The sequence below is a fragment of the Nocardia yamanashiensis NBRC 100130 genome (assembly GCF_001613325.1).
Classification (GTDB): domain Bacteria; phylum Actinomycetota; class Actinomycetes; order Mycobacteriales; family Mycobacteriaceae; genus Nocardia; species Nocardia yamanashiensis.
Map to the genome: position 1 here is coordinate 293,941 of NZ_BDCD01000013.1, position 19,934 is coordinate 313,874.

General features: G+C 68.9%; 19 protein-coding genes. 7 read left to right on the forward strand and 12 right to left on the reverse strand.

Annotated elements, in window-relative coordinates:
- Positions 1 to 3 precede the first annotated feature (3 nt).
- Complete coding sequence (locus NY1_RS14235; protein WP_067712314.1) at positions 4 to 855, reverse strand: CoA transferase; 852 nt, start codon at positions 853 to 855, stop codon at positions 4 to 6.
- A gap of 116 nt (positions 856 to 971) precedes the next feature.
- Between NY1_RS14235 and NY1_RS14240 the strand changes: the two genes are divergently transcribed.
- Positions 972 to 1,556 (forward strand): TetR/AcrR family transcriptional regulator, encoded by a 585-nt coding sequence (locus NY1_RS14240; protein WP_067712317.1) that lies wholly within the window; start codon positions 972 to 974, stop codon positions 1,554 to 1,556.
- A 70-nt stretch (positions 1,557 to 1,626) separates the two neighbouring features.
- Here NY1_RS14240 and NY1_RS14245 read toward each other — a convergent pair whose 3' ends face one another.
- Together NY1_RS14245 and NY1_RS14250 are read right to left on the reverse strand one after the other, a co-directional pair.
- Positions 1,627 to 2,097: a carboxymuconolactone decarboxylase family protein gene (locus NY1_RS14245; protein WP_067712320.1), complete on the reverse strand. Its 471-nt coding sequence runs from the start codon at positions 2,095 to 2,097 to the stop codon at positions 1,627 to 1,629.
- 90 nt (positions 2,098 to 2,187) lie between these two features.
- Positions 2,188 to 2,478, reverse strand: coding sequence for a hypothetical protein (locus tag NY1_RS14250; protein ID WP_067712323.1), 291 nt, complete (start codon positions 2,476 to 2,478; stop codon positions 2,188 to 2,190).
- A 175-nt stretch (positions 2,479 to 2,653) separates the two neighbouring features.
- Here NY1_RS14250 and NY1_RS42900 point away from each other — a divergent pair, with 175 nt between their 5' ends.
- Positions 2,654 to 2,821 (forward strand): hypothetical protein, encoded by a 168-nt coding sequence (locus tag NY1_RS42900; protein ID WP_233434329.1) that lies wholly within the window; start codon positions 2,654 to 2,656, stop codon positions 2,819 to 2,821.
- 63 nt (positions 2,822 to 2,884) lie between these two features.
- On the opposite strand, the gene NY1_RS14255 is transcribed toward NY1_RS42900, so the two are convergent.
- From NY1_RS14255 to NY1_RS43725, 3 genes are all read right to left on the reverse strand, one after another.
- Positions 2,885 to 4,306 carry an alpha/beta hydrolase gene (locus NY1_RS14255; RefSeq protein WP_084534962.1) on the reverse strand — a complete coding sequence of 474 codons (1,422 nt, stop codon included), beginning with the start codon at positions 4,304 to 4,306 and terminating at the stop codon, positions 2,885 to 2,887.
- Between the two features lie 77 nt (positions 4,307 to 4,383).
- Positions 4,384 to 4,812 carry a YybH family protein gene (locus tag NY1_RS43720; protein WP_233434330.1) on the reverse strand — a complete coding sequence of 143 codons (429 nt, stop codon included), beginning with the start codon at positions 4,810 to 4,812 and terminating at the stop codon, positions 4,384 to 4,386.
- A 26-nt stretch (positions 4,813 to 4,838) separates the two neighbouring features.
- Positions 4,839 to 5,411: an NADPH-dependent FMN reductase gene (locus tag NY1_RS43725; RefSeq protein WP_067712508.1), complete on the reverse strand. Its 573-nt coding sequence runs from the start codon at positions 5,409 to 5,411 to the stop codon at positions 4,839 to 4,841.
- Between the two features lie 130 nt (positions 5,412 to 5,541).
- Here NY1_RS43725 and sigJ point away from each other — a divergent pair, with 130 nt between their 5' ends.
- Complete coding sequence (gene sigJ, locus NY1_RS14270; RefSeq protein ID WP_067712326.1) at positions 5,542 to 6,441, forward strand: RNA polymerase sigma factor SigJ; 900 nt, start codon at positions 5,542 to 5,544, stop codon at positions 6,439 to 6,441.
- Here the strand turns inward: sigJ and NY1_RS14275 are convergent.
- Complete coding sequence (locus NY1_RS14275) at positions 6,422 to 7,051, reverse strand: DUF4097 family beta strand repeat-containing protein (RefSeq protein WP_067712328.1); 630 nt, start codon at positions 7,049 to 7,051, stop codon at positions 6,422 to 6,424. The genes sigJ and NY1_RS14275 overlap by 20 nt on opposite strands.
- Before the next feature lie 124 nt (positions 7,052 to 7,175).
- Here NY1_RS14275 and NY1_RS14280 point away from each other — a divergent pair, with 124 nt between their 5' ends.
- Complete coding sequence (locus tag NY1_RS14280) at positions 7,176 to 10,316, forward strand: AfsR/SARP family transcriptional regulator (protein ID WP_067712334.1); 3,141 nt, start codon at positions 7,176 to 7,178, stop codon at positions 10,314 to 10,316.
- On the opposite strand, the gene NY1_RS14285 is transcribed toward NY1_RS14280, so the two are convergent.
- From NY1_RS14285 to NY1_RS14295, 3 genes are all read right to left on the reverse strand, one after another.
- Positions 10,300 to 11,061, reverse strand: coding sequence for an ABC transporter permease (locus NY1_RS14285; protein ID WP_067712336.1), 762 nt, complete (start codon positions 11,059 to 11,061; stop codon positions 10,300 to 10,302). The genes NY1_RS14280 and NY1_RS14285 overlap by 17 nt on opposite strands.
- Positions 11,061 to 12,002 carry an ATP-binding cassette domain-containing protein gene (locus NY1_RS14290; RefSeq protein ID WP_067712338.1) on the reverse strand — a complete coding sequence of 314 codons (942 nt, stop codon included), beginning with the start codon at positions 12,000 to 12,002 and terminating at the stop codon, positions 11,061 to 11,063. Before NY1_RS14290 ends, NY1_RS14285 begins: the two co-directional genes overlap by 1 nt.
- Before the next feature lie 78 nt (positions 12,003 to 12,080).
- Complete coding sequence (locus NY1_RS14295) at positions 12,081 to 13,097, reverse strand: AraC family transcriptional regulator (protein ID WP_067712340.1); 1,017 nt, start codon at positions 13,095 to 13,097, stop codon at positions 12,081 to 12,083.
- Between the two features lie 256 nt (positions 13,098 to 13,353).
- Here NY1_RS14295 and NY1_RS14300 point away from each other — a divergent pair, with 256 nt between their 5' ends.
- Positions 13,354 to 15,441, forward strand: a complete 2,088-nt coding sequence (locus NY1_RS14300) for a CocE/NonD family hydrolase (RefSeq protein ID WP_157762230.1) — start codon at positions 13,354 to 13,356, stop codon at positions 15,439 to 15,441.
- A gap of 149 nt (positions 15,442 to 15,590) precedes the next feature.
- A complete protein-coding gene (locus NY1_RS14305) occupies positions 15,591 to 17,000 on the forward strand; it encodes a wax ester/triacylglycerol synthase family O-acyltransferase (RefSeq protein ID WP_084534963.1) in 1,410 nt (469 codons plus the stop codon).
- A 5-nt stretch (positions 17,001 to 17,005) separates the two neighbouring features.
- Here the strand turns inward: NY1_RS14305 and NY1_RS14310 are convergent, their stop codons facing one another.
- A complete protein-coding gene (locus NY1_RS14310; RefSeq protein ID WP_067712344.1) occupies positions 17,006 to 17,344 on the reverse strand; it encodes a hypothetical protein in 339 nt (112 codons plus the stop codon).
- Between the two features lie 212 nt (positions 17,345 to 17,556).
- Between NY1_RS14310 and NY1_RS14315 the strand changes: the two genes are divergently transcribed.
- The gene (locus NY1_RS14315; protein WP_067712347.1) at positions 17,557 to 19,206 is read left to right on the forward strand and encodes an alkaline phosphatase D family protein; all 1,650 of its coding nucleotides are present in this window, start codon (positions 17,557 to 17,559) and stop codon (positions 19,204 to 19,206) included.
- On the opposite strand, the gene NY1_RS14320 is transcribed toward NY1_RS14315, so the two are convergent.
- On the reverse strand, positions 19,207 to 19,881 hold the full coding sequence (locus tag NY1_RS14320) for a hypothetical protein (RefSeq protein WP_157762231.1): 675 nt from the start codon (positions 19,879 to 19,881) through the stop codon (positions 19,207 to 19,209). It lies immediately after the preceding gene.
- Positions 19,882 to 19,934 lie beyond the last annotated feature (53 nt).

Below are 19,934 nucleotides of genomic sequence, written 5' to 3' on the forward strand. Positions count from 1 at the left end.
TCTCTACTTTCCGGTACTGACCGGGACGCGAATCCCGTTGAGGGGCAGGTCGTGTGCGGCCGCGATGGCCTCGAGTTCGGCGATGGTCTTTTCCGCGAAGGCTTTCCGGAACGCCTCGTGCGTGCCGTCGGCGTCGAACACCTTCAGTGCGCCCATGAAGAAGTGCGGTTCGACGGCTCCGAGCGCGATGTGCCCGTCCGCGCATTCGTAGATGCCGTAGCCCGGAAACGCCCCGCCGAGAATGGCATTCGGTCCCATGAGTCGGTACTTCACCGCATCGCCCGCGCGGGCGGCGGCGTCCTCCAGCGCGACGCGGTAGGGCCGCCCTGCCCCGGTGGTGGCGCGCGCAACCAGTGCGGCCAGCGCGGTCGATACCGCCCGCTCCGCGCCGAGCATGTCGGCGATCGGCACCGTCGGCATGTGCGGCGGCGTCAGCGTGGCGTGCACGGCCTGATAGTTCAGGTCGTGCCCCGGCACCTCGGGATCTGCTGTGTGCCCGACGATTTCGATGAGCGAGAGCTCGGGGAAGCGTTCCTGCGGCTGCGCCAGGCCGAGTTTGGCCAGCGCGCTGGGCCGCATCGAGGTGAGCAGCAGATCCGCGGTGGCGAGCAGCTCGTCCAGCTTGGCGCGGTCTCCCTGCTGTTTGACGTCCAGCGTCACCACGGTCTGCGCCGCGACGAGCGCCTGATACCAGTCGGGCGCGGCCGCCGCGAGGGGATCGCCGCCGGGCGGTTCCACCTTGGTGACGGTCGCGCCGAGTTCGGCGAGCCGGGCCGCGGCCAGCGGGCCGGGCAGGTTCACGGCGAGCGAGACGACCTCGATCCCGGCGAGGGGCGGCGTCGTTGATACCTCCATGCGAACGAACGATACGGTTGTATAGTCGATGGGTCAACAGTAGCATTTCATGCACTTAAGACCAGCTGGTTACTACGGGCCGTAGAATCGCCTGAAACCGACCGACAAGGGGCGATGTGCTGAATCCACGGGCCACCAACGACGACCTGACCGCCAAGGCGCGCATTCGCAATGCGGCCATGGACCTGTTCGCCCAGTACGGCGAATCGCGGGTCTCGCTGCGCGCGGTCGCGGCCGAAGCCGGCGTCACCCTCGGCCTGGTGCAGCACCACTTCAAGACCAAAGCCGGACTCATCGAGGCCGTGGATCAGCTGATCGTCGATTACTTCTCGGCCGCCGTGTCCTCGGTCCCCCTCACCGGCACCCCCGGCGAGAACGCCGCCGCCCGCAACGAAGCGGTCCGGGAGATGTTGCGCGCCAACCCCGCCGTCGTGAACTACGTCCGCCGCGCCGTGCTGGAACCGTCCGAAGACCAGATGCGCCTGCTGGAATCGCTCATCGAACTGACCCGGCGCGAGGTCGGCATCCTGCGCGAAGCGGGCCTGGCCTCGACCAGCCGCCGCGAATCCACCCAGATCGTGGACGTGCTGGTGAGCATGTTCGGGGAACTGCTGCTGGCCCCCATGATCGACGCGGTCTGGGATCGCGTCGCCCCCGGCAGGGCCGAGAAGCCGCGCCTGTCCATCACCGTCCGCGACTGAGCCTCGGCGCGCGCCATGCATGAACCGATGGACGGCGGCCGTTCCGCGGCGCGCCGCCCGCCGGGCCCGGTCACCACTGGCCGGGCACGTATTCTCCGCCCGCCAGGCCCGCGATCACGTTAAGGCGGTTCCAGGCGTTGATGGTGGCGATCAGGGAGATGAGCGCGCCGATCTGGTCGTCGTCGTAGTTCTTGCGGACCGCGGCCCAGGTGTCCTCGGAGATGCCCCGGCCGTTGTCGGCCAGGCGGGTGCCCTCGTCGGTCAGCGCCAGCGCGGCGCGTTCGGCCTCGGTGAACACCGTGGACTCGCGCCAGGCGGCGACCATGGCCAGCCGGACCGCGGATTCGCCGGCGTGCGCGGCATCCTTGGTGTGCATGTCCAGGCACATACCGCAGCCATTGATCTGCGAGGAGCGGATCTTCACCAGTTCCTGGGTGGCCTTGGGCAGGGTCGACTCGTCGACCACGCGGGCGGCGGTCACCAGGCGCTTGTTGAACTTGCCGGCGACGTCGTTGGCGTAGAGGTCGAAACGCGGTTCCATGGTCTTCTCTTCTCTATTCGTTGCTGTGCGCTGCCGGTTCATCCGGCTTCGTCAAGGTGACGACGCAGCCCCGCGAGGTGTGACACGCCCTCACCGCTCATCCACGATTTCCCCCGTCATCGCAGTGGCATCGCTGGTCAACGACATGGTGACCCCCACCAACGGCAGCCCCCGCGCATCCCCGAAAGCCGCCAGCATGTGCTCGGCCGACTCCCACCGCCAGATATCGGTATAGCTGCCGTCCTCCAGCCGAATCAGCCGCGTCTCGGTCAACCCCGGGTTCGCACTCCGTATCCGATCGATGAGCGCGATCCGCTGCGTCAGCAACTCCGCCAGCGTGCCGGGCGCGATGCGGTAGTTGGTAATACGCACGACCGGCATGCTGGGTCCTTCGGCGTAGGGAGGAATGACGCCCCAACCCTCACATCGCTCCGGCCCCCGGACCAGTGCGTCCGCCACCGATCTCCCGTGCAAAATCACCTCCCGGCACCATGCATTCTGCATACGCCCACACGGGAACCATTGCGGCAAACAGGAATTCTCCTCGGGTCGTTGGATGTCCCGGCGGATACCCGCCGCCGGAGTCGTGGCCGCGGTGGAATCCGGACGTCTGGTCCCGTCCAACTATTGGCGCGTCACCGAAGTGGTCAACGGGATCGAAGGCCGCGGCGCACCGGACGCGGCCACGGTGCGCGAGGCGTTTCGCGATACCTATCGAACCTAGCCGCGTGAATTGGGCTGTGCTTTCAGCGCGGTCGGGTACCGCGCGGTCGCATCGAGCAGCAGGTCAGGCGGGGCAGCTCGTGGTGGCGGGGAGGGTGAGGTCGGTCAGGTAGTGGTCGGCGGCGGTGGTGGTGCAGGGGTTGCGGTTGTAGGTGCCGTGGCCCCAGCCTTCGTAGGTGAGGAGGGTGGCGGGGGTTTGGGCTGCTACCCGGGTGGCCCATTCGTGGGGGGTGGCGGGGTCGTGGCGGGAGTTGAGGATGAGGGTGGGTGGGGCGTGCTGGACGGTGGGGTGGTGGGGTGGGTTGGCGGGCGGGGTGGGCCAGGCGGAGCAGAAGGTGCCTGCGGTCCAGGCGAAGTGGGCGCCGAGGGTGGGGGCGTTGGTGTGCTGGTCGTTCCAGAGGGATTGCCAGCGGGTTTGGTCGGGGATGTCGAATTGCCAGTCGGAGCAGAAGATCACGGCGGGGAATGGGGTGGGTGTGCCGGTGGCGTGTGGGGTCTCGACCGGTGCGGGGGTGCCTTTCGGTGTGGCGGTGAGGGTTTGGAGGTCGGTGGCCAGTTCGGCCCAGTCGGGGTGGTCTAGGCGTTGGGTGGTCTGCTGGCTCAGTTCGAGGGGGCGGAGGGGGCGGGCCGGGTTGCCGGGGGTGCGGAGTTCGCCGCGGGTGGCCGCGTCCCAGAGGGTGCGGTAGGTGGCGCGGACGTCGGTGCCGTGCAGGGCACAGCCGGCGTCGCGGGCGCACCAGGAGGCGAATTCGGCGAAAGCGTCTTGGCCCGCACGGGCTTCCGAGGCCATGAAGGCCGCGCCGCCGAGACTGTGGTCGTCGACGCTGTCGAGCAGGGAGGCGCGCAGGTTCTGCGGGAACAGTTCTGCGTAGGCCTGGGCGGACATAGTGCCGTAGGAGTGGCTGTAGAGACTTATTTTCCTCTCGCCCAAGGCATTTCGGAGAGCGTCCACGTCTCGGGCCACGCTCTTCGCATCGAGGTTATCCAGGAGCGGGCCGGTGTGCGTATGGCAGCTGGCCGCCAGATCAGTCGCATAGGAACGGATGTCCGACAGCAGTGCGCCGCTGTCGGGATCCAGGGCGGGTCGGTCGGCGGCCAATCCGGCATCGCATTGCACGGGGTGACTGCGGCCGACGCCGCGCGGGTCCATGCTGACGATGTCGAAACGGGAGCGCAGGTCGCCGGAAAACATTGCGCCGCCGAGTATTTCATCGATGCCGGAGCTGCCGGGGCCACCAGGCAGGGAGATCAGGGTGCCGATCCGGCGGGACGGGTCGTCGGCGCGGTCGATCACCACGGCGATATCGATGCCCGCCCCGCCCGGGTTCGCCCAGTCGATCGGCACCGGCAGCGTCGCGCATTCGAAAGCCGAATTCTCTTGGCAAGGCCGCCATTTCAGCGAAGAGACCGGTTCCGCACCAGCGGCGCACAGCACCCCGGCGCTCACGACCACCGCCAGCAAGGCCCCGAACATCTTGTTACCCATGCCGGCGAGTCTCCGCGCCGCGCCACCCACCGCACATCACGCCATCGGGCGATCCCCATCTCACCCTGCGGTACTGGTCACGGCGTCAGATCCGGGGTGGCCTTACCGCTCACCACATCGAACGGCACGGACGCCTGATCGTGGGTGATCAGCCATTCGCCGTCGATCCTGCGCAGGCAGACGGTGTACCGCACCCACATACCGTCGGTGCTGACCCCGTTCTCGAAAGTGCCGCTGAGCCGCCCGAACCCGTGCGCGAACGCCACATCCGCGCCCGCGGTGACGACCCGGTCCCGGATCTCGTACTCGACGTCCCGGAAGAAGGTGAACACCTTGGCCCAGTTCGCCAGCTTCGCTTCGATGCCCGCGTGCTGCAAGGGCGGCTCCACATCGAACGACACCACATCCGTCGCGTAGAGCCGCCGCAGCGCCTCCAGGTCCTTGGCCTCGATCCCCTCGATCAGCCGGTCGAGGTGCCGCCCCACGGCGGCTTCGTTCGCAGTCATCATGTCCTCCAGGTGATTCGGTGTGTTCAAGCGACCGGGACGGCGGCCCGGAGCGGGGCCAGGGCGGCGCTCCACGCCAGCACCTGGTCCACGGTCGTGTGCAGGGCGGTGACGTGGCGGTCGCCGGGGGTGAACACGGTGTGGTTCTCGAAATCGGTGTGCAGCGAGACGGTGACCTGGCGGCTCACCACCGCCATACCCAGCACGCTGCAGATCGATCGCAACTGCTGCACCGCGCAGACGCCGCCGTGCACGCCGTAGGAGACGAATCCGACCGCCTTGTCGGCCCATTCGGCGAAGGCGTGGTCGAGGGCGTTCTTCAGAACGCCGGGCGCCCCGCTGTTGTATTCGGGGGTGACCACGAGGAAGCCGTCACAGGCGGCGAGCTGCTCGGCCCAGGCCCGGGTGTGCGCGTTGACCGACGGCCCGAACATGGGCGGCACCGCTTCGTCCAGATGCGGCAGCGGGTGTTCGCGCAGGTCGAGCAGTTCGTATTCGGCGTCGCCGCGCCGCGCCGCCGTCTCCAGCACCCAGTGCGCGACCTGCGGGCCGTTGCGATTGGGTCGGGTGCTGCCGAGAATGATGCCGATTCGGGTCATGGCCGTCTCCTGTTCGATCGGGGTACGACCTTCCGACGACACAGCCGGGCGGAATGTCAGGCCGCCTCACGAATCGGGTCGCTGATTCGTCGTATCAGGTGAGGCGGCATCGAACGAAAGGGCCAACGCTATGACGGATCCGGATCTGGAAGCGGTGATGGGTGAGCGCCGGCAATTGCTCAATCTCGCGTATCGGCTGCTGGGTTCGCTCGCCGAGGCCGAGGATGTGGTGCAGGAGACCTACACCCGCTGGTACGGCCTGACCGAGCGGCAGCGGCGGGAGGTGACGACGCCCGGCGCGTGGCTGACCACGGTGGCCGGGCGCATCTGCCTGGACCTGCTCGGCTCGGCCCGAGCCCGGCGGGAACGCTATGTGGGCGAATGGATTCCGGAGCCGGTGCCGGATCGCGACGAATGGCTCGGCGGCACCGTGCCCGCCGATCCCGCCGATCGCGTCACCCTGGACGAATCGATCAGCATGGCCTTCCTGGTGGTGCTCGATTCCCTCACCCCCGCCGAACGCGTGGCCTTCGTCCTGCACGACGTCTTCCGCTATTCCTTCGCCGAGATCGCCGATATCGTCGGGCGTTCCCCCGGCGCCTGCCGTCAGCTCGCCTCCTCGGCCCGCCGCCGCATCGGCACCGCCCGGGAACCGTCCGGAGACCGCCGCGCCGAGGTGGTGAGGGACTTCAAATCCGCTTGGGAGACAAGGAATATCGAAGCCCTGATCGGCCTGCTCGATCCGCACGCGACCGCCGTCGCCGACAGCGGCGGCCTGGCCCCGGCCTTCCGCGAACCGATCATCGGCGGCGCGGAGATCGCCCGCGCCTGGGTGCGGATCGCCACCCTCGGCCCGGCCGTCACCCTGCTCGAACGCACCGTCAACGGCCAGCCCGGGCTGGTCGCACTGCTCGGCGACGCCATCGTGTCGGTGTACGCCTTCGATATCGCGGACGGGCGCATCACCCGGATCTGGGCCGTGCGCAATCCGGAGAAGCTGCGCCCGTGGACTACGCCGCATTCCGGATGACGATATTGCCGTAGGAGTTGCGGGCGAAGACCTCGACGGTCTCGCCCGGACCGGCCACCGGCGCCAGCTGATTGCTGACCCGGCCCAGCGCCACATTGGATTCCACCCGCACCGCGCTGCCCGGGTGGATGCCGACCTCCAGTTCGCCCATGGAGGTGTCCAGGCGCATGACGCCGCGGGTGGCCTCGCCGATGCGGATATCGCCCTTGGACACCTTGGCGGTGACCGAACCTTGCGGGCGCTCCACGAAGATGTCACCGGCGGCGATCTTCAGATCGCACTGGCCCAGTTCGCCGAATCCCGACAGCCGGCCGACCCCCGCCTCGCCCTTGAGCGCCGACCCGCGCGGCACCTCGATGATGACCTCGATGGACGGGTTGCCGCCGAACGGGGTGTGGGTGCGCCAGTCCTTCGGCGTGCGCACGGTCAGCGCGGCGCCGTCGAAATCGACCTTGGTCTGGGCGGCGGCCCGCACATCGCCCTTCTTGGATTCGTCGGCGGGCCGGACGTCGACCACGGTGTCGGTGCGATCCGAGGCGACCACGGTGACGGTCGCGGACAGCACGTCGACGGTGACGGCGATGGATTCGGGGGTGGCGAAGTTGAACATTTCGGGCTCCTTCAGCAGGTGGATCGGTTGCTGAGGACTACTTTGGCGGCGACCGCTGATACGGGGCTGACGCCGGACTGACACGCCCTCTGACACGATTTGCCCCGCCCGGCAGAATGACCGGGTGCGTATCGGGATACTTGGGCCGCTGCAGATCCGGACAAAGGACGGGGGATCGATCGAGGTACCCGGTGCTCGGCTGCGCGGGCTGCTGATCGCCCTGGCGCTGGAACCCGGCCGCGCGGTGCCGAAACACAAACTGGTCGATTGGGTGTGGGGTGAGCAGCCACCGGCCGACGCCGCCAACGCCCTGCAAGCCCTGGTCTCGCGGTTGCGGAAACTGCTGCCGGACGGCTCGATCGACGTGCAGGCGGGCGGCTACCGGCTGGCCGTGACCCCGGACGCGGTCGATGCCGTGCGCTTCGAACGGCTCGTCGATCAGGCCCGCGGCGGCACCGATATGCAGGCCGCCCCGCTGCTGCGTGAAGCCGTCGAACTGTGGCGCGGGACGCTCATGCAGGACATCGGGCTGCCCGACAGTGCGGACGCCGATGCGGTGACCGCCCGCTTCGAGGGCTTGCACCTGGCCGCACTGGAGGATCTGTACGAGGCCGAGACCCGGCTCGGGCGGGGCGCGGACCTGGTCGCCGAACTGACCGAACTGGTCAGCCGGTACCCGGTGCGGGAACGCCTGGCCGCCGCGCTCATGCGGGCGCTCGCCGAAGCGGGCCGCGGCTCCGAAGCGCTGAGCGTCTACCTGCAGACCCGCGAAGCGCTGGCCGACGAACTCGGCGTGGACCCCTCCCCCGCACTGTCGGCGCTGCACGTCTCGCTGCTGCGCGGCGAGGTGGGCGCGCAGGCCGCCGAGGAGCGCAAGACCAATCTGCGCGCCGAACTCACCAGCTTCGTCGGCAAACAGGGCGAGGTCGCGGCGGTGCGCGAACTCGTTGCGGCACACCGGCTCACCACCCTCACCGGCCCCGGCGGATCGGGCAAGACCCGGCTGGCGCTGGAGACCGCGCGCACCCTGCTCGAGGATCTGCCGGACGGCGCCTGGCTGGTGGAACTGGCCGGGGTCGGCGCCGGCGGGGATATTGCGCAGGCGGCGCTGGCCGCGTTCGGGCTCCGCGACGCCCTGCTGGGCACCGGCCCGCAGGCCGAACCGCTGGACCGGTTCATCGCGGCCGTTCGCGAACGCGAAACCCTGCTCATCCTCGACAACTGCGAGCACGTGATCGAAGCCGCGGCGGCCTTCGCGCACCGGGTGCTGGGTGAATGTCAGCGGCTGCGCATCATCGCGACCAGCCGGGAACCGCTCGGCATCACCGGCGAGGCGCTGTGGCGGGTCGAACCGCTGGCCCTGCCCCTCGACGATTCGAATCCCGGCGATATCGAATCCTCGCCCGCCGTACAGCTTTTGCGCGATCGGGCGAGCGCGGTGCGCAAGGATCTCGGTTCCGATACCGGATCGCTGGCCACCATGGCGCGGGTCTGCCGGGCCCTGGACGGCATCCCGCTGGCCATCGAACTGGCCGCGGCCAGGTTGCGCACCATGTCCCTGGACCAGCTGGCCGACCGCCTCGACGATCGCTTCCGCCTGCTCACCGGCGGCAGCCGGACCGCCATCCCGCAGCATCGCACCCTGCGCGCGGTGGTCGACTGGAGCTGGGAGCTGCTCACCGACGCCGAACGCACCGTGCTGCGCCGGCTCGCGGTGTTCTCCGGCGGCGCGAGTCTGGAAGCAGCGGAACGGATCTGCGCCGACGACACCGTCGAACAGTGGGAGATCCTGGAGTTGCTGACCGCGCTCACCGAGAAATCGCTGCTGCGCGCCACGGCCGACAGCGAACCGCGCTACCGCATGCTCGCCACCATCGAGCAGTACGCCCGGGAACGCCTGGAGGCCGCCGGTGAAGCGGATTCGATTCGGCGCGAACATCTTTCGTACTTCACCGAACTGGCCGCCACCGCGGAACCGGAACTGCGCCGCGCCGACCAGTTGAAGTGGCTCGCGACGCTGGCGGCCGAACACGGCAATCTCACGGCGGCCCTACGCGGCGCGATCGCCGCCGGTGACGCGCCCGGCGCCATGACGCTCGCCGCCGCGGCGGGCTGGTACTGGTGGCTGGGCGGGCACAAGGTGGAGGGCCTGGAGCTGATCACCGCCGCCGCGGCGCTGCCCGGCGAGGTGGACGACGAGACCCGCGCCCTGGTGTACGGGCTGGTCGTGCATTTCATGTCGTCCGGCCCGAACGACGAGAACCAGCTGCAGGAATGGATTCACAAGGCGTCCGCACTGCACAAACCGGGCCCGAGCCGGCATCCGGCCATGCGATTCATCGGCGCGCTGGAAAGCCTGCTGCAAGGACCGGACAATTTCCTGACCGCGTTCGAACCGCTGCTCACCGACGCCGATCCGTGGGTGCGGGCGCTGGCCCGGCTGCAACAGGGCAAGATGCGGGTCATGCTGGGGCGTCCCGGCCGGGAGGCGGACGAGTACCTGGAGGCGGCGGCCGCCGAATTCCGGGCCATCGGCGAACGCTGGGGGCTGTCGTTCGCGCTCACCGAACTGGCCGACCGGGTGGCCATGCGCGGCGATTTCACCGCCGCCTGCGGACTTCTGGACGAAGCGCTCACCGTGGTCACCGCCGTCGGCACCCTGGAGGACGCGGTCCGGGTGGGCGCACGGCAGGCCCAATTATATTGGCTGCTGGGCGATTCCGCGCTGAGCACGGCCGCCATGGCCGGGGCGCAGCGAGCCGCCGACCGCGCGCGATGGCCGAATGCCCTGGCCGACTTGGCTTTACAGCGGGCGGAACTGGCGCGCTGGAACGGCGATACCGCGGAGGTGCATCGCCAGATCGAGATCGCCCGGACCATGCTGGGCGCGGACGCCGCGCTGCCCAATATCAGTGCGACCTTCCACAACCTGCTCGGCTATACGGCCACCGATCTCGGCGTCGCCCGCGAACACCACGCGCAGGCCTACCGCTCGGCGCTGGCCGCCGGCTACGCGCCGCTGATCGCCCGAATCCTGGTCGGCGCGGCGGATCTGGCGCTGCGCGACGGCCAGGACGCGCAGGCGGTGCGGCTGCTGGCGGCCGGTGACGCGGTGCGCGGCCTGCCGGATCGCTCGCTGCCGGATACCACCCGGATCGAGCGGGAAACGCGAAATCGCCTCGGCGAAGCGGACTTCACCGAGGCGATGACGGAGGGGACGGCGGGCGATTGGACCGAGCTGGTCGCGGTCACGCTCGCTTGTTGAAAGTGGAACGCGACCACAGGTATCCGACGATGGCGAACCCGGCGGCCCAGGCCAGCGCGGCGGCGGTGTAACCGGCCGACGGGTTGCCTTCCAGGAACCCGCGCAGCGATTCGATGATCGGCGTGAAGGGCTGGTACTGGGCGAACTGCCGGACGCCCTGGCCCATTTTGTCGGCGGGCACCACCGCGCTGCTCAGGAAGGGCAGCATGATCAGCGGCACCACCGACATGCCCGCGGCCTCAGGGGTTTTCGCGGCCATACCGAGGGCGACCGTGAGCCAGGAGGCCGCGAACGCCGTCGCCGCCATGACGCCGATGGCGCCCAGCCAGTCGGCCGCGGAGGCGTCCGGGCGGAAGCCCAGCGCGAAGGCGACCGCCAGCACCGCCACGATGGCGATGGCATTGGTCAGCATGGTGGCGACCACGTGGCCGGTGAGCACCGCGCCGCGCGAGACGTCCATGACCTTGAACCGATTGATGATGCCCTTGGCCATGTCCGAGCTCACCGAGACCGCGGTCCCGGACAGCCCGTAGCTGATGGCCAGCAGGATCATGCCCGGGGTGGCGTAGTCGATGTAGTGGCCGCCGACGTCGAAGGCGCTGCCGAACACGTACACGAAGATGAGCAGCATGACGACCGGCATGAGCGCGGCGTTGAAGATGGTGACGGGGTTGCGCGCGGTGTGTTTGAAGTTGCGGCGCAACATGATCGAGGAATCTGCCAGGGTGGCGGTGATGGTGCTCATTACGCTTCGGCCTCCGTGGTGGCGTGCCCGGTCAGGGCGAGGAAAACATCATCGAGATCAGGGGTGTGGACGGTGACTTCGGCGGCTTCCACCGAGTACTCGGCGAGCCGGTTCAGCAGGCCGCGCAGGAATTTCGAGTCGCCGTCGCCGGGCACGCGCAGGGTCAGCGCCTCGGCGTCGACGGTGGCATCGGGCAGGATGCGCGCCGCCGCTTCGACTTCGGACGGGTGGGCGAAGCGCAGGCCGATGTAGCTGCCGGGGATGCGGCGCTTGAGTTCCGACGCGGTGCCCTCGGCGACGATCCGGCCCTGGTCCAGCACCGCGATGTGGTCGGCCAGCTGGTCGGCTTCCTCGAGGTACTGGGTGGTGAGGAAGATGGTCGCGCCGTCGCCGACCAGTTCCCGCACGATCTCCCACATGGTGCGCCGGCTGCGCGGATCCAATCCGGTGGTCGGCTCGTCCAGAAAGATGATCTGCGGCTTGCTGACCAGTGTCATGGCCAGATCCAGCTTGCGGCGCATACCGCCGGAGTAGGTCGCGGCGCGCTTGCCGGCCGCCTCGGTGAGCTCGAAGCGTTCGAGCAGTCCGCCGACCACCGCCTTGCGCTCGGCGCCGCGCAGCCGATGGATGTCCGCCATCAGCTCCAGGTTCTCGGTGCCGGTCAGCAGATCGTCCACCGCGGCGAACTGCCCGGTGACCCCGATCGCCTTGCGCACCAGTTCGGGCTGGGTCGAAAGATCATGTCCCGCAACCTGAGCCGTGCCGCCGTCCGCCTGCAACAGGGTGGTGAGCACATTGACCGTGGTGGTCTTGCCCGCCCCGTTCGGGCCGAGCAGCGAGAAGATCGTGCCCGTGCCGATGTTCAGGTCGATGCCGTCCAGGACCGTCTTGTCCTTGTAAGCCTTCCGCAACCCGGAGGCCGCGATTGCTGTGCTGTTCATGTGGACTACTTTGGGCAACCCGCCTGATATCGACCTGACACCGGCCTGACATGCCCCCTGACGCGATATCCGCGCAGGTCAGCGCCTGGATCGGGCGGTCGTTCGGATCTGTTGCGGGGTGGCGCCGTACCAGCGGCGCACCACCCGGGTCAGCGCGGACTGCTCGCGCAGGCCGATCAGGGCGGTGATACGGCTCATGGGCAGATCGGTTTCGCACAGCAGCCGATAGGTGACGTCGCGGCGGGCCTCGTCGAGGACCGCGGTGAAAGTCGTTCCCTCCGTGGCCAATGCGCGCTGCAGGGAACGCTCGTGCATGCTCAGGGTGCGGGCGACGCCGTCCAGATCGGGTTTGGATTCGGCGAACGCGCGGTCGATGGCGAGGCGGACCCGGGCGGTCATGGTGCGGTCGACTTCGGGGAAGTTCCGGTCCAGATAGTCCATGGCGAGCTGGTGCAGGATCGGATTGCGGCCGGCCATGGGCTTGGCGAGTTGCTCGACCGGGAACCGGAACAGCGTGGTCGGCATGTCGAATCGCACATCCGCGCCGAAGAATTCGACGTACCGGTCCACCGGCGCCCGGGGCGGATGGGGCAGATGGACGGTGCGCAATCCGTAATCGCCGCCCGTACTGCGGCTCAGATGCCGGTGCACCGTGCCCGCGCCGTGGTCGACGCCCTGGCAGAAACCGGTGGCCTCGGCGATATCCCGGTAGTTCAGCGCGATCATGCCGGCTTGCCCGTCCGGGTCCGGGATCAATCCGATGGACAGCCCGGTGTGGTGAATGAACAGGAATCGCTGCGCGCACGCGATGGCGTCGCCGACGGTGGCGGCATTGGCCACCGCGACCGACAGCGGTCCGAAGACCGTGGCGGGCTGGCGGGCGGCCAGGCGGAGACCGAAATCGGGACAGGCCAATTCGGCCGCGGCCAGTTCGAGCGCCCATCCCGTGGCGTCCGCCGAGATCAGGGCGTCGTCGCTGTCGATGCTCGCGGTGGCGATATCGAAACGGCGGAGCAGCGCCGCGCCGTCGCCGCCCAGTTCCGCGACCAGTTCGCAGTAGCCCCGCAGCCCGGCGGCGCGCGCCATTATCACCATCCGCGCGCCCCTCCCCGCCAAGTTCGTGTCATTTCCAGCCGAGTTCGGATCGTAGCCAGCCATGATCGTCTGAGACAAGCAATCGACAATTTCACAAGTTCGAGCTGGGAAAAGTCGTGCAGCAAGCTCGAATTCCGGCACTGCGGACGCCCTGCTTGTCGCCCAGGGGTAAAACGATGTCGCCCAGGAACGAGTCTTACTTACTCACCGGTAGCAACAATCTGGCGGTACCGATGATGAGAGGTGGGACACAGCGATGACATCGCAGTGGCGGACGCGACAGTTCGCCGTGAAGGGTCTGGTGGCGGCGGCGGCCGTACTGGCGTGCGTGCCGTTCCTGACGCCGTCGGCGGCCGGTGAGCCGGGCGGGGAGTTCACCGGAATCGACGGCGGCGCACTGGCTTCCGCCTGGACGGCCGCGGTGGACGGGCCGCAGCCCTACCACGGCATCGCCCCCGATCTGGCCGTGCCGATCACCATGAGCGACGGCGCGGTGCTGAAGGCCGACATCATCCACCCGGCGCAGGACGGCCGGATGGCCGGCGGTCAGCGACCGGTCATCCTGCAGATGCAGGGTTACGGCAAGGTGGCGATGCTGGCGGGTCAGGCGGTGCTGTACGCCGCCGACGGGCTGGGCATCAAACAGCCGCTGGAGAATTGGATCGGCTCGCTGAACCTGCCCGGCGTCGGCCTGGACGGCCTGTTCGATCTCACCCGGCAGGCCGACTCCGGCGCCATCGAAGCGGCGGTACAGGACTGGGCGCTCGCCGACGCCGGATACACCCTGGTGCAGGTCGATCTGCGCGGCACCGGCACGTCCGAGGGCGCCTGGCAGGTCTTCGGCGACCGGGAGAAGCAGGACATCGCCGAGGTGATCGATTGGATCACCCGGCAACCCTGGAGCGACGGCAATGTCGGCACCATGGGCATCTCCTTCACCGCGATCGCCGCGCTGGAGGCCACGGATCGTAAGCCCCCGGGCTTGAAGGCGGTGTTCGCCTACGAGGGCAGCGCGGACATCTTCAACGACATCGCCGGCAGCGGCGGCGCGGTCGGCGTCGGCTTCCTGGTGCCGTGGCTGCTGGGCGTCAACGCGCTCAAGATGATTCCCGACATCACCTCGCTGCTGGTCGGAAAGTTCGATCCCGCACAGCAATTGCAGTGGCTGAAGGACCGCATCGCCAACCCGCTGACCCTGGTGGACATGGTGATCAACGGCTACACCGCATTGAGCCCCGACCAGCTGACCGCGAACACCCGCCAGCTGGTCGACCCGAGTTCGTATTTCCGGCGCGGCCTGAAGACCGATGTGAGCCGCATCCAGGTGCCGACCTTCATGGTGGGCGCGTGGTTCGACATCTTCGGCAGCACGCCCACCGCCACTTTCGACGGCATCCCGCTGCCGCGCGAACAGAAGAAGCTGATCATGGGCGACGGCTATCACCTCGGCACCGGGGTGGCGGGCTTCGGGCACGCGGGCATGCCGCCGCGCCTGGACGTGCTGCAGCGGGCCTGGTTCGACCACTGGTTGCGCGGTATCGACAACGGCATCGAGAAATACAGCCCGATGGTCGTCGAACAGCAGGGCGGCGGCTGGACCGACGTACCGGAGTTCCCGCGCACCGAGGCGACCTACCGGCGCATGTACCTCGACGACATTCCTTCCGGCACCGCTAATTCCAGGTACGACGGCGGTCTGTCCGCGTCGCCGCGCCAGGCGGCGGTGAACGATCTGACCGTCGCGCCCGGCCTGCTCAGCCTGTGCGGCCGCGACATGGCCCGGATCACCGCCGGCGTGACCTCCATCATCGAAGCCTGCGGCAATGATTCGCGAGTGTGGGAGAACGACGGCCTGTCCTTCACCAGCAATCCGGTGGCCGAGGCGACAACTCTGACCGGTCCCATCAACGCGCACCTGAACGTGGTCCACGACGCCGCCGACGGCTACTGGGTCGCGACGGTCAACGATGTCGCACCGGACGGCAGTTCGCGCGAGATCTCCACCGGCCAGCTGGTGTCCTCGATGCGGCAGATCGACGAGGCCAACAGCAAGACCTCGGCGAACGGCGACTACACCGCCCCCGCCTACTACCTCGATCTCGATCGGCGGGAGCGGACCGAACCGGGCGTCCCGGTCACCCTCGATATCGCGCTGACCCCCATCGAAGCGGTACTGCAACCGGGCCACCGGCTGCGCATCGATGTGTACGCGAGCAACTTCCCGAAGGGATTGCCGCCCATGCCCTTCCTCTACGACTCCGGCCTGAAGCCCCAGCGGCTCCGCCTCGACCCGGCGGCCCCGAGCTGGGTCAATGTCGCACTGACCCAGGCGATTCCGGAGTAACGCCGAGCACCACCCGAGGGCCGGACACCACGCGGTGTCCGGCCCTCGTTCGCGATCGGGGGCGATTCGAGTGGGCCACCGCCCGCTGGACGGCAGCAGCATAGTTTGATACACATGGAGCTCTATGTATCAAATAGCCGGACGACAGTGTGGTCGCCGCACCACCCGCCTCGCATGCCGCGAGCTGGCCGAAGGACGCCGTCGTGCCGACCCTGCACATGAACCCCCTGGATTGGTCGTTCCTGGCCACCGAATCCGACAGCACGCTGACCCATGTCGGCGGGCTGGTGGTGTACCGCGCCCCGGACAGCGGGTTCGGCGAGCGGCTGACCGAGGCGTACCGCGGCTATGCGACGCCCGCCGCGCCCTTCCACAAGAAACCCAATACCGGACTGCTCGGCCGGGTGGTGCCGCACTGGGATGTGGTGGAACGCATCGACGCCGAGCAGCATGTGCGCTACCACCGGACAGCGGGCGGCCGGGATGCGCTGCGGGAGTTGGTGTCCCGGCTGCACGGTGAGCGTATGGATCGGGCCAAACCGATGTGGGAGATCCATGTGATCGACGGGGCCGGGGACGGGCGGGTGGCGGCCTTCATGAAGGTGCATCACTCGCTGGCGGACGGGGTGTCGCTGGTCAAGCTGGCCGGGCGGACCATGGCGGATCGGCCGCAGCGCAGTTTCCTCGCACCCATGTGGGCGCAGGCGCGGCGGCGCGCTTCGGGCGGGAAACCGGCGGCGCGCGGCGGCGGGATGCTCGACGCGGTGCGCGCCCAGGTGACGTCCCCGCTCGCGCTGCTGGCCGCGATCAACCGCGTGTACCTGCCCGGTTTCGCGGAAAAGGCGCTGGTGAAGCCGTTTTCAGCGCCGGACTCGATCCTGAACGGCGCGATCACCAGCGAACGCGGCGTGGTCACCTGCAGCGTGGCGCTGCCGCGCGCGCAGGCCCTGGCGGCGCGGGCCGGCGGTACCGTCAACGATGTGGTCCTGGCGGTCTGCGCGGGCGCGCTGCGCGAATATCTGGGCGAGCTCGGCAAGCTGCCCGGCGCACCGCTGGTCGCCGCCATGCCGATCTCCTTCCAGCCCAGCGACAGTGACGGCACCGGCGGCAATGCGCTGAGCTTCGGGCTGGCCACGCTCGCCACCGAGATCGCGGATCCGGCGGCGCGCTACCGGGCCATCGTGGCCTCGACGGCCGCCGCCAAACGGCATATGAGCCGGTTGCCGCGCTCGGCCATCCTGCCCTATACGACCCTGTTCATGGCCCCGGTCACCACGGCGGCCGTCACCGGGCTGGGCCATCGCGTCCCGCCCATGTTCAATGTGGTGATCTCGAATGTGCCGGGGCCGCAAGCGGATCTGTTCCATCACGGCGCCCAGCTCGAGGAGTGGTATCCGGCCTCGATTCCGATGGCGGGCCAGGCCCTGAACATCACCGTGCTGTCCTACGCCGGCCGCCTGCACTTCGGTTTCACCGCCTGCGCGGCCGCGCTCCCGGACCCGGGCCGCCTGGCGCCGGCCGCCGATGCGGCCATGACCGCGCTCGAGCGGGCGCTGTAACCGGCTCACCCCCGCAGCGCGGCGGCCGCGATGGCGTATTCGCGCGCCCCGATCTCCGGGCGCCCGGTGGCCAGCAGCCGCCGTTCCAGCGCGCGGCCCAGATCGGCGCGGCAGCTGAGGTGATTGCCCCGCGACACCTCGATGGTGCCGCGCTGAATCCGCGCCACCCGGCCGTCCGGCAGGTACACCACCAGCCCGCGATATCCGAGATTGCGCTGCAATCGGCCGTCGACCAGCGGCGGGGCGGCCGCGATGCAGGCCAGTACATCCTGGGCGGCAACGGGATCGAGCCGCCAGGCGGGATTCGGCCGCGCCGAATACAGATCCAGCTCCACCTCGACCATGTCACGACTCCGGGGCGGTAGTTCGGTGGTGACTCCAGAGTACGAGAATGACGCGGCGCGGTGAACGCCCGGCGGGCCGGACCGCCCGCAGGTGAACGGCGGGCAAACACAAGGGAATTCGGACATCTGCGCATCCGAAGTGTTATGGGGTGTTCGTCCGGGACGCGCCCGGCGTTCACTCCCGCACACGATCAGCATTCCTACCGTTGCGTATGGCCTTGTCACGGCGAGAGTTGTTGCGGCGTGGCGTTGCCGGATCGGCGGTGGTGCTCGCGGGCACCGCGGCGGTGGGCAGCGCGAGGTTCCGGGCCCCGCACTGGGTGAGCGGCGATCCGTTCACCCTCGGCGTGGCGTCGGGAGATCCGACCCCGGACGGGGTGGTGTTGTGGACCCGGCTGGCCCCGGATCCGCTCGATCCGGAAGGGCTGGGCGGGATGCCCATGGCCCCGGTGACGGTGGATTACGAGGTGGCGCGGGACGATCGGTTCCGGCAGGTGGTGACCCGCGGCAGCGCGGTGGCCACCCACGCGCTCGGACACAGTGTGCATCCGGAGGTCGGCGGGCTGGAGCCGGATACCTGGTACTACTACCGTTTCAAGGCCGGTCAGGCCATCTCCCCGGTCGGACGGACACGGACCGCGCCGCGCGCCGGCAGCCCCGCCGCGCGCATGCGTTTCGCCTTCGCCTCCTGCCAGTCCTGGACGTACGGGTACTTCACCGCCTACGACCATATGGCCGATGAGGACCTGGATCTGGTGGTGCACCTGGGCGATTACATCTACGAGAGCCCGTGGGTGCGCGGCCGGCAGGGCGAGACCACGCCGGATCTCACCGGCGAGGCGGTGGATCTGCGCGGGTACCGGCTGCGGTACGCGCAGGCCAAACACGAACGGCCGCTGCGGGCCGCGCACGCCGCGTTCCCGTGGCTGGTCACCATGGACGATCACGAGGTGCACGACAACTGGGCCGGTGACTTCAACGGGCCCAGTTTCGATATCAACAATCTGCGCCCGCTGTTCCGCAAGCGCCGGGCCGCCGCGTTCCAGGCCTGGTACGAGCATCAGCCGGTGCGGATCGCGCAAATGCCGCACGGGCCGGACATGCTGTTGCACCGGCGCTACGGCTTCGGGAATCTGGCCGAGATCACCATGCTCGACACCCGTCAGTACCGGACGCCGCAGGCCTGCGGGGACGGCAACCAGGTGTACGGCTGTGCTGCGCGATTCGATCCGGATCGCACCATTCTCGGGGCCGGGCAACGGGATTGGCTGCTGGGCGGGCTGACCACCTCGCCCGCGCGCTGGCAGATCCTGGGCAATCAAGTCGCGATGGCGCGTTCGGACTACGACACCGGCCCCGGCGAACTGCTGGGCACCGATGCCTGGGACGGCTATGTCGCCGACCGCAGCGCGCTGCTCGGCGCGGCCGCCGCGCGCGGGGCCGGGAACCTGGTGGTCATCACCGGCGACCGCCACCAGAACTACGCCGCCGACCTGCGCCGCGATTGCGCCGATCTCGAATCACCGGTGGTGGCGGCCGAATTCACCGGCACCTCGATCAGCAGCGGCGGCGACGGCGCGGACATGTCCGAGACCGGCCGCACCCTGCTGGCCGCCAATCCGGATATGAAGTTCTTCAACGAACAGCGCGGCTACGTCCGGGTGGAACTCGATCACGACCTGTGCCGCAGCGACTTCCGCGTCATGCCGTACGTGCACCGGCCGGGCGCGCCCATTCGCACCCGGGCCAGCTATGTGGTCGAGAACGGCCGTCCCGGTGTGGAAGCCGCGGTCCGTCCCGACGCCCCCGAGATCAGCACCAGCCCGGTGGCCGCCGTGGAACTCGCGTCCGGCCCGCACTGATCAGGTGACCACCCGGGGCCACGGGTAGAAGGCGAGATGGATCAGCAGGATCACCAAGAGGCCCAGCAGGATCGCCGCGATGAAATGCGCGCGGCGTTCCAGGAAGTAGATGGTGCGGAACAGGGTCGGGAACGGTACGTCCTTGCCGAAGAACATGGCCAGGATGCTGGGCACCACCACCCACATCAGCGCGATGAGCCCGTACAGCACGTACGGGCCGAGGTAGGAGTCCGGATCCAGCCCGCGGTCGGCCGCCGCGAAGCCGATGCCGAAGACGTAGGTGGCCGCCGCGGTCAGCAGATACCCCGCGCCCAGCAGCGTGATCGGGCTGTCGGACCGGGTGACGCGCCCGCCCGCGGTGACCGGATGCCCCGCCACCACCTGCGGTTGGGGTTCGGGATGGAAGAGCAACTGCGGCACCGCGTAATAGCCGATGACCACGATCACGAACACCACCAGCAGCCGCACCCAGGCGTGCTCGGTCTGCAGATGCCCGATGGTATCGGAAATGGTGGGCCAGCTCGCCAGCCCGAACACCGAGGCCAGTTCCGGTGCGGCGATGGCGATTCCGGCCGCGCCCCACAGGAGATATCCCCAGAACTCCACCGACCGCCCGGCCGCGACCGGCATGGTGCCGGGCGTCTCGATCGTCGCGTCGTCTCCCACCTGCGTCATACCGCCGGTATACACCCTGAGCTGGGAAAATGGCCGGTTTATACCAGCCTGGA

Coding starts and splice junctions, on each gene's coding strand:
- NY1_RS14235 (WP_067712314.1), bottom strand. CDS start 855: ATGGAGGTATCAACGACGCCGCCCCTCGCCGGGATCGAGGTCGTCTCG.
- NY1_RS14245 (WP_067712320.1), bottom strand. CDS start 2,097: ATGGAACCGCGTTTCGACCTCTACGCCAACGACGTCGCCGGCAAGTTC.
- NY1_RS14250 (WP_067712323.1), bottom strand. CDS start 2,478: ATGCCGGTCGTGCGTATTACCAACTACCGCATCGCGCCCGGCACGCTG.
- NY1_RS42900 (WP_233434329.1), top strand. CDS start 2,654: ATGTCCCGGCGGATACCCGCCGCCGGAGTCGTGGCCGCGGTGGAATCC.
- NY1_RS14255 (WP_084534962.1), bottom strand. CDS start 4,306: ATGGGTAACAAGATGTTCGGGGCCTTGCTGGCGGTGGTCGTGAGCGCC.
- NY1_RS43720 (WP_233434330.1), bottom strand. CDS start 4,812: ATGACTGCGAACGAAGCCGCCGTGGGGCGGCACCTCGACCGGCTGATC.
- NY1_RS43725 (WP_067712508.1), bottom strand. CDS start 5,411: ATGACCCGAATCGGCATCATTCTCGGCAGCACCCGACCCAATCGCAAC.
- sigJ (WP_067712326.1), top strand. CDS start 5,542: ATGACGGATCCGGATCTGGAAGCGGTGATGGGTGAGCGCCGGCAATTG.
- NY1_RS14275 (WP_067712328.1), bottom strand. CDS start 7,051: ATGTTCAACTTCGCCACCCCCGAATCCATCGCCGTCACCGTCGACGTG.
- NY1_RS14285 (WP_067712336.1), bottom strand. CDS start 11,061: ATGAGCACCATCACCGCCACCCTGGCAGATTCCTCGATCATGTTGCGC.
- NY1_RS14290 (WP_067712338.1), bottom strand. CDS start 12,002: ATGAACAGCACAGCAATCGCGGCCTCCGGGTTGCGGAAGGCTTACAAG.
- NY1_RS14295 (WP_067712340.1), bottom strand. CDS start 13,097: ATGGTGATAATGGCGCGCGCCGCCGGGCTGCGGGGCTACTGCGAACTG.
- NY1_RS14300 (WP_157762230.1), top strand. CDS start 13,354: ATGACATCGCAGTGGCGGACGCGACAGTTCGCCGTGAAGGGTCTGGTG.
- NY1_RS14310 (WP_067712344.1), bottom strand. CDS start 17,344: ATGGTCGAGGTGGAGCTGGATCTGTATTCGGCGCGGCCGAATCCCGCC.
- NY1_RS14315 (WP_067712347.1), top strand. CDS start 17,557: ATGGCCTTGTCACGGCGAGAGTTGTTGCGGCGTGGCGTTGCCGGATCG.
- NY1_RS14320 (WP_157762231.1), bottom strand. CDS start 19,881: ATGACGCAGGTGGGAGACGACGCGACGATCGAGACGCCCGGCACCATG.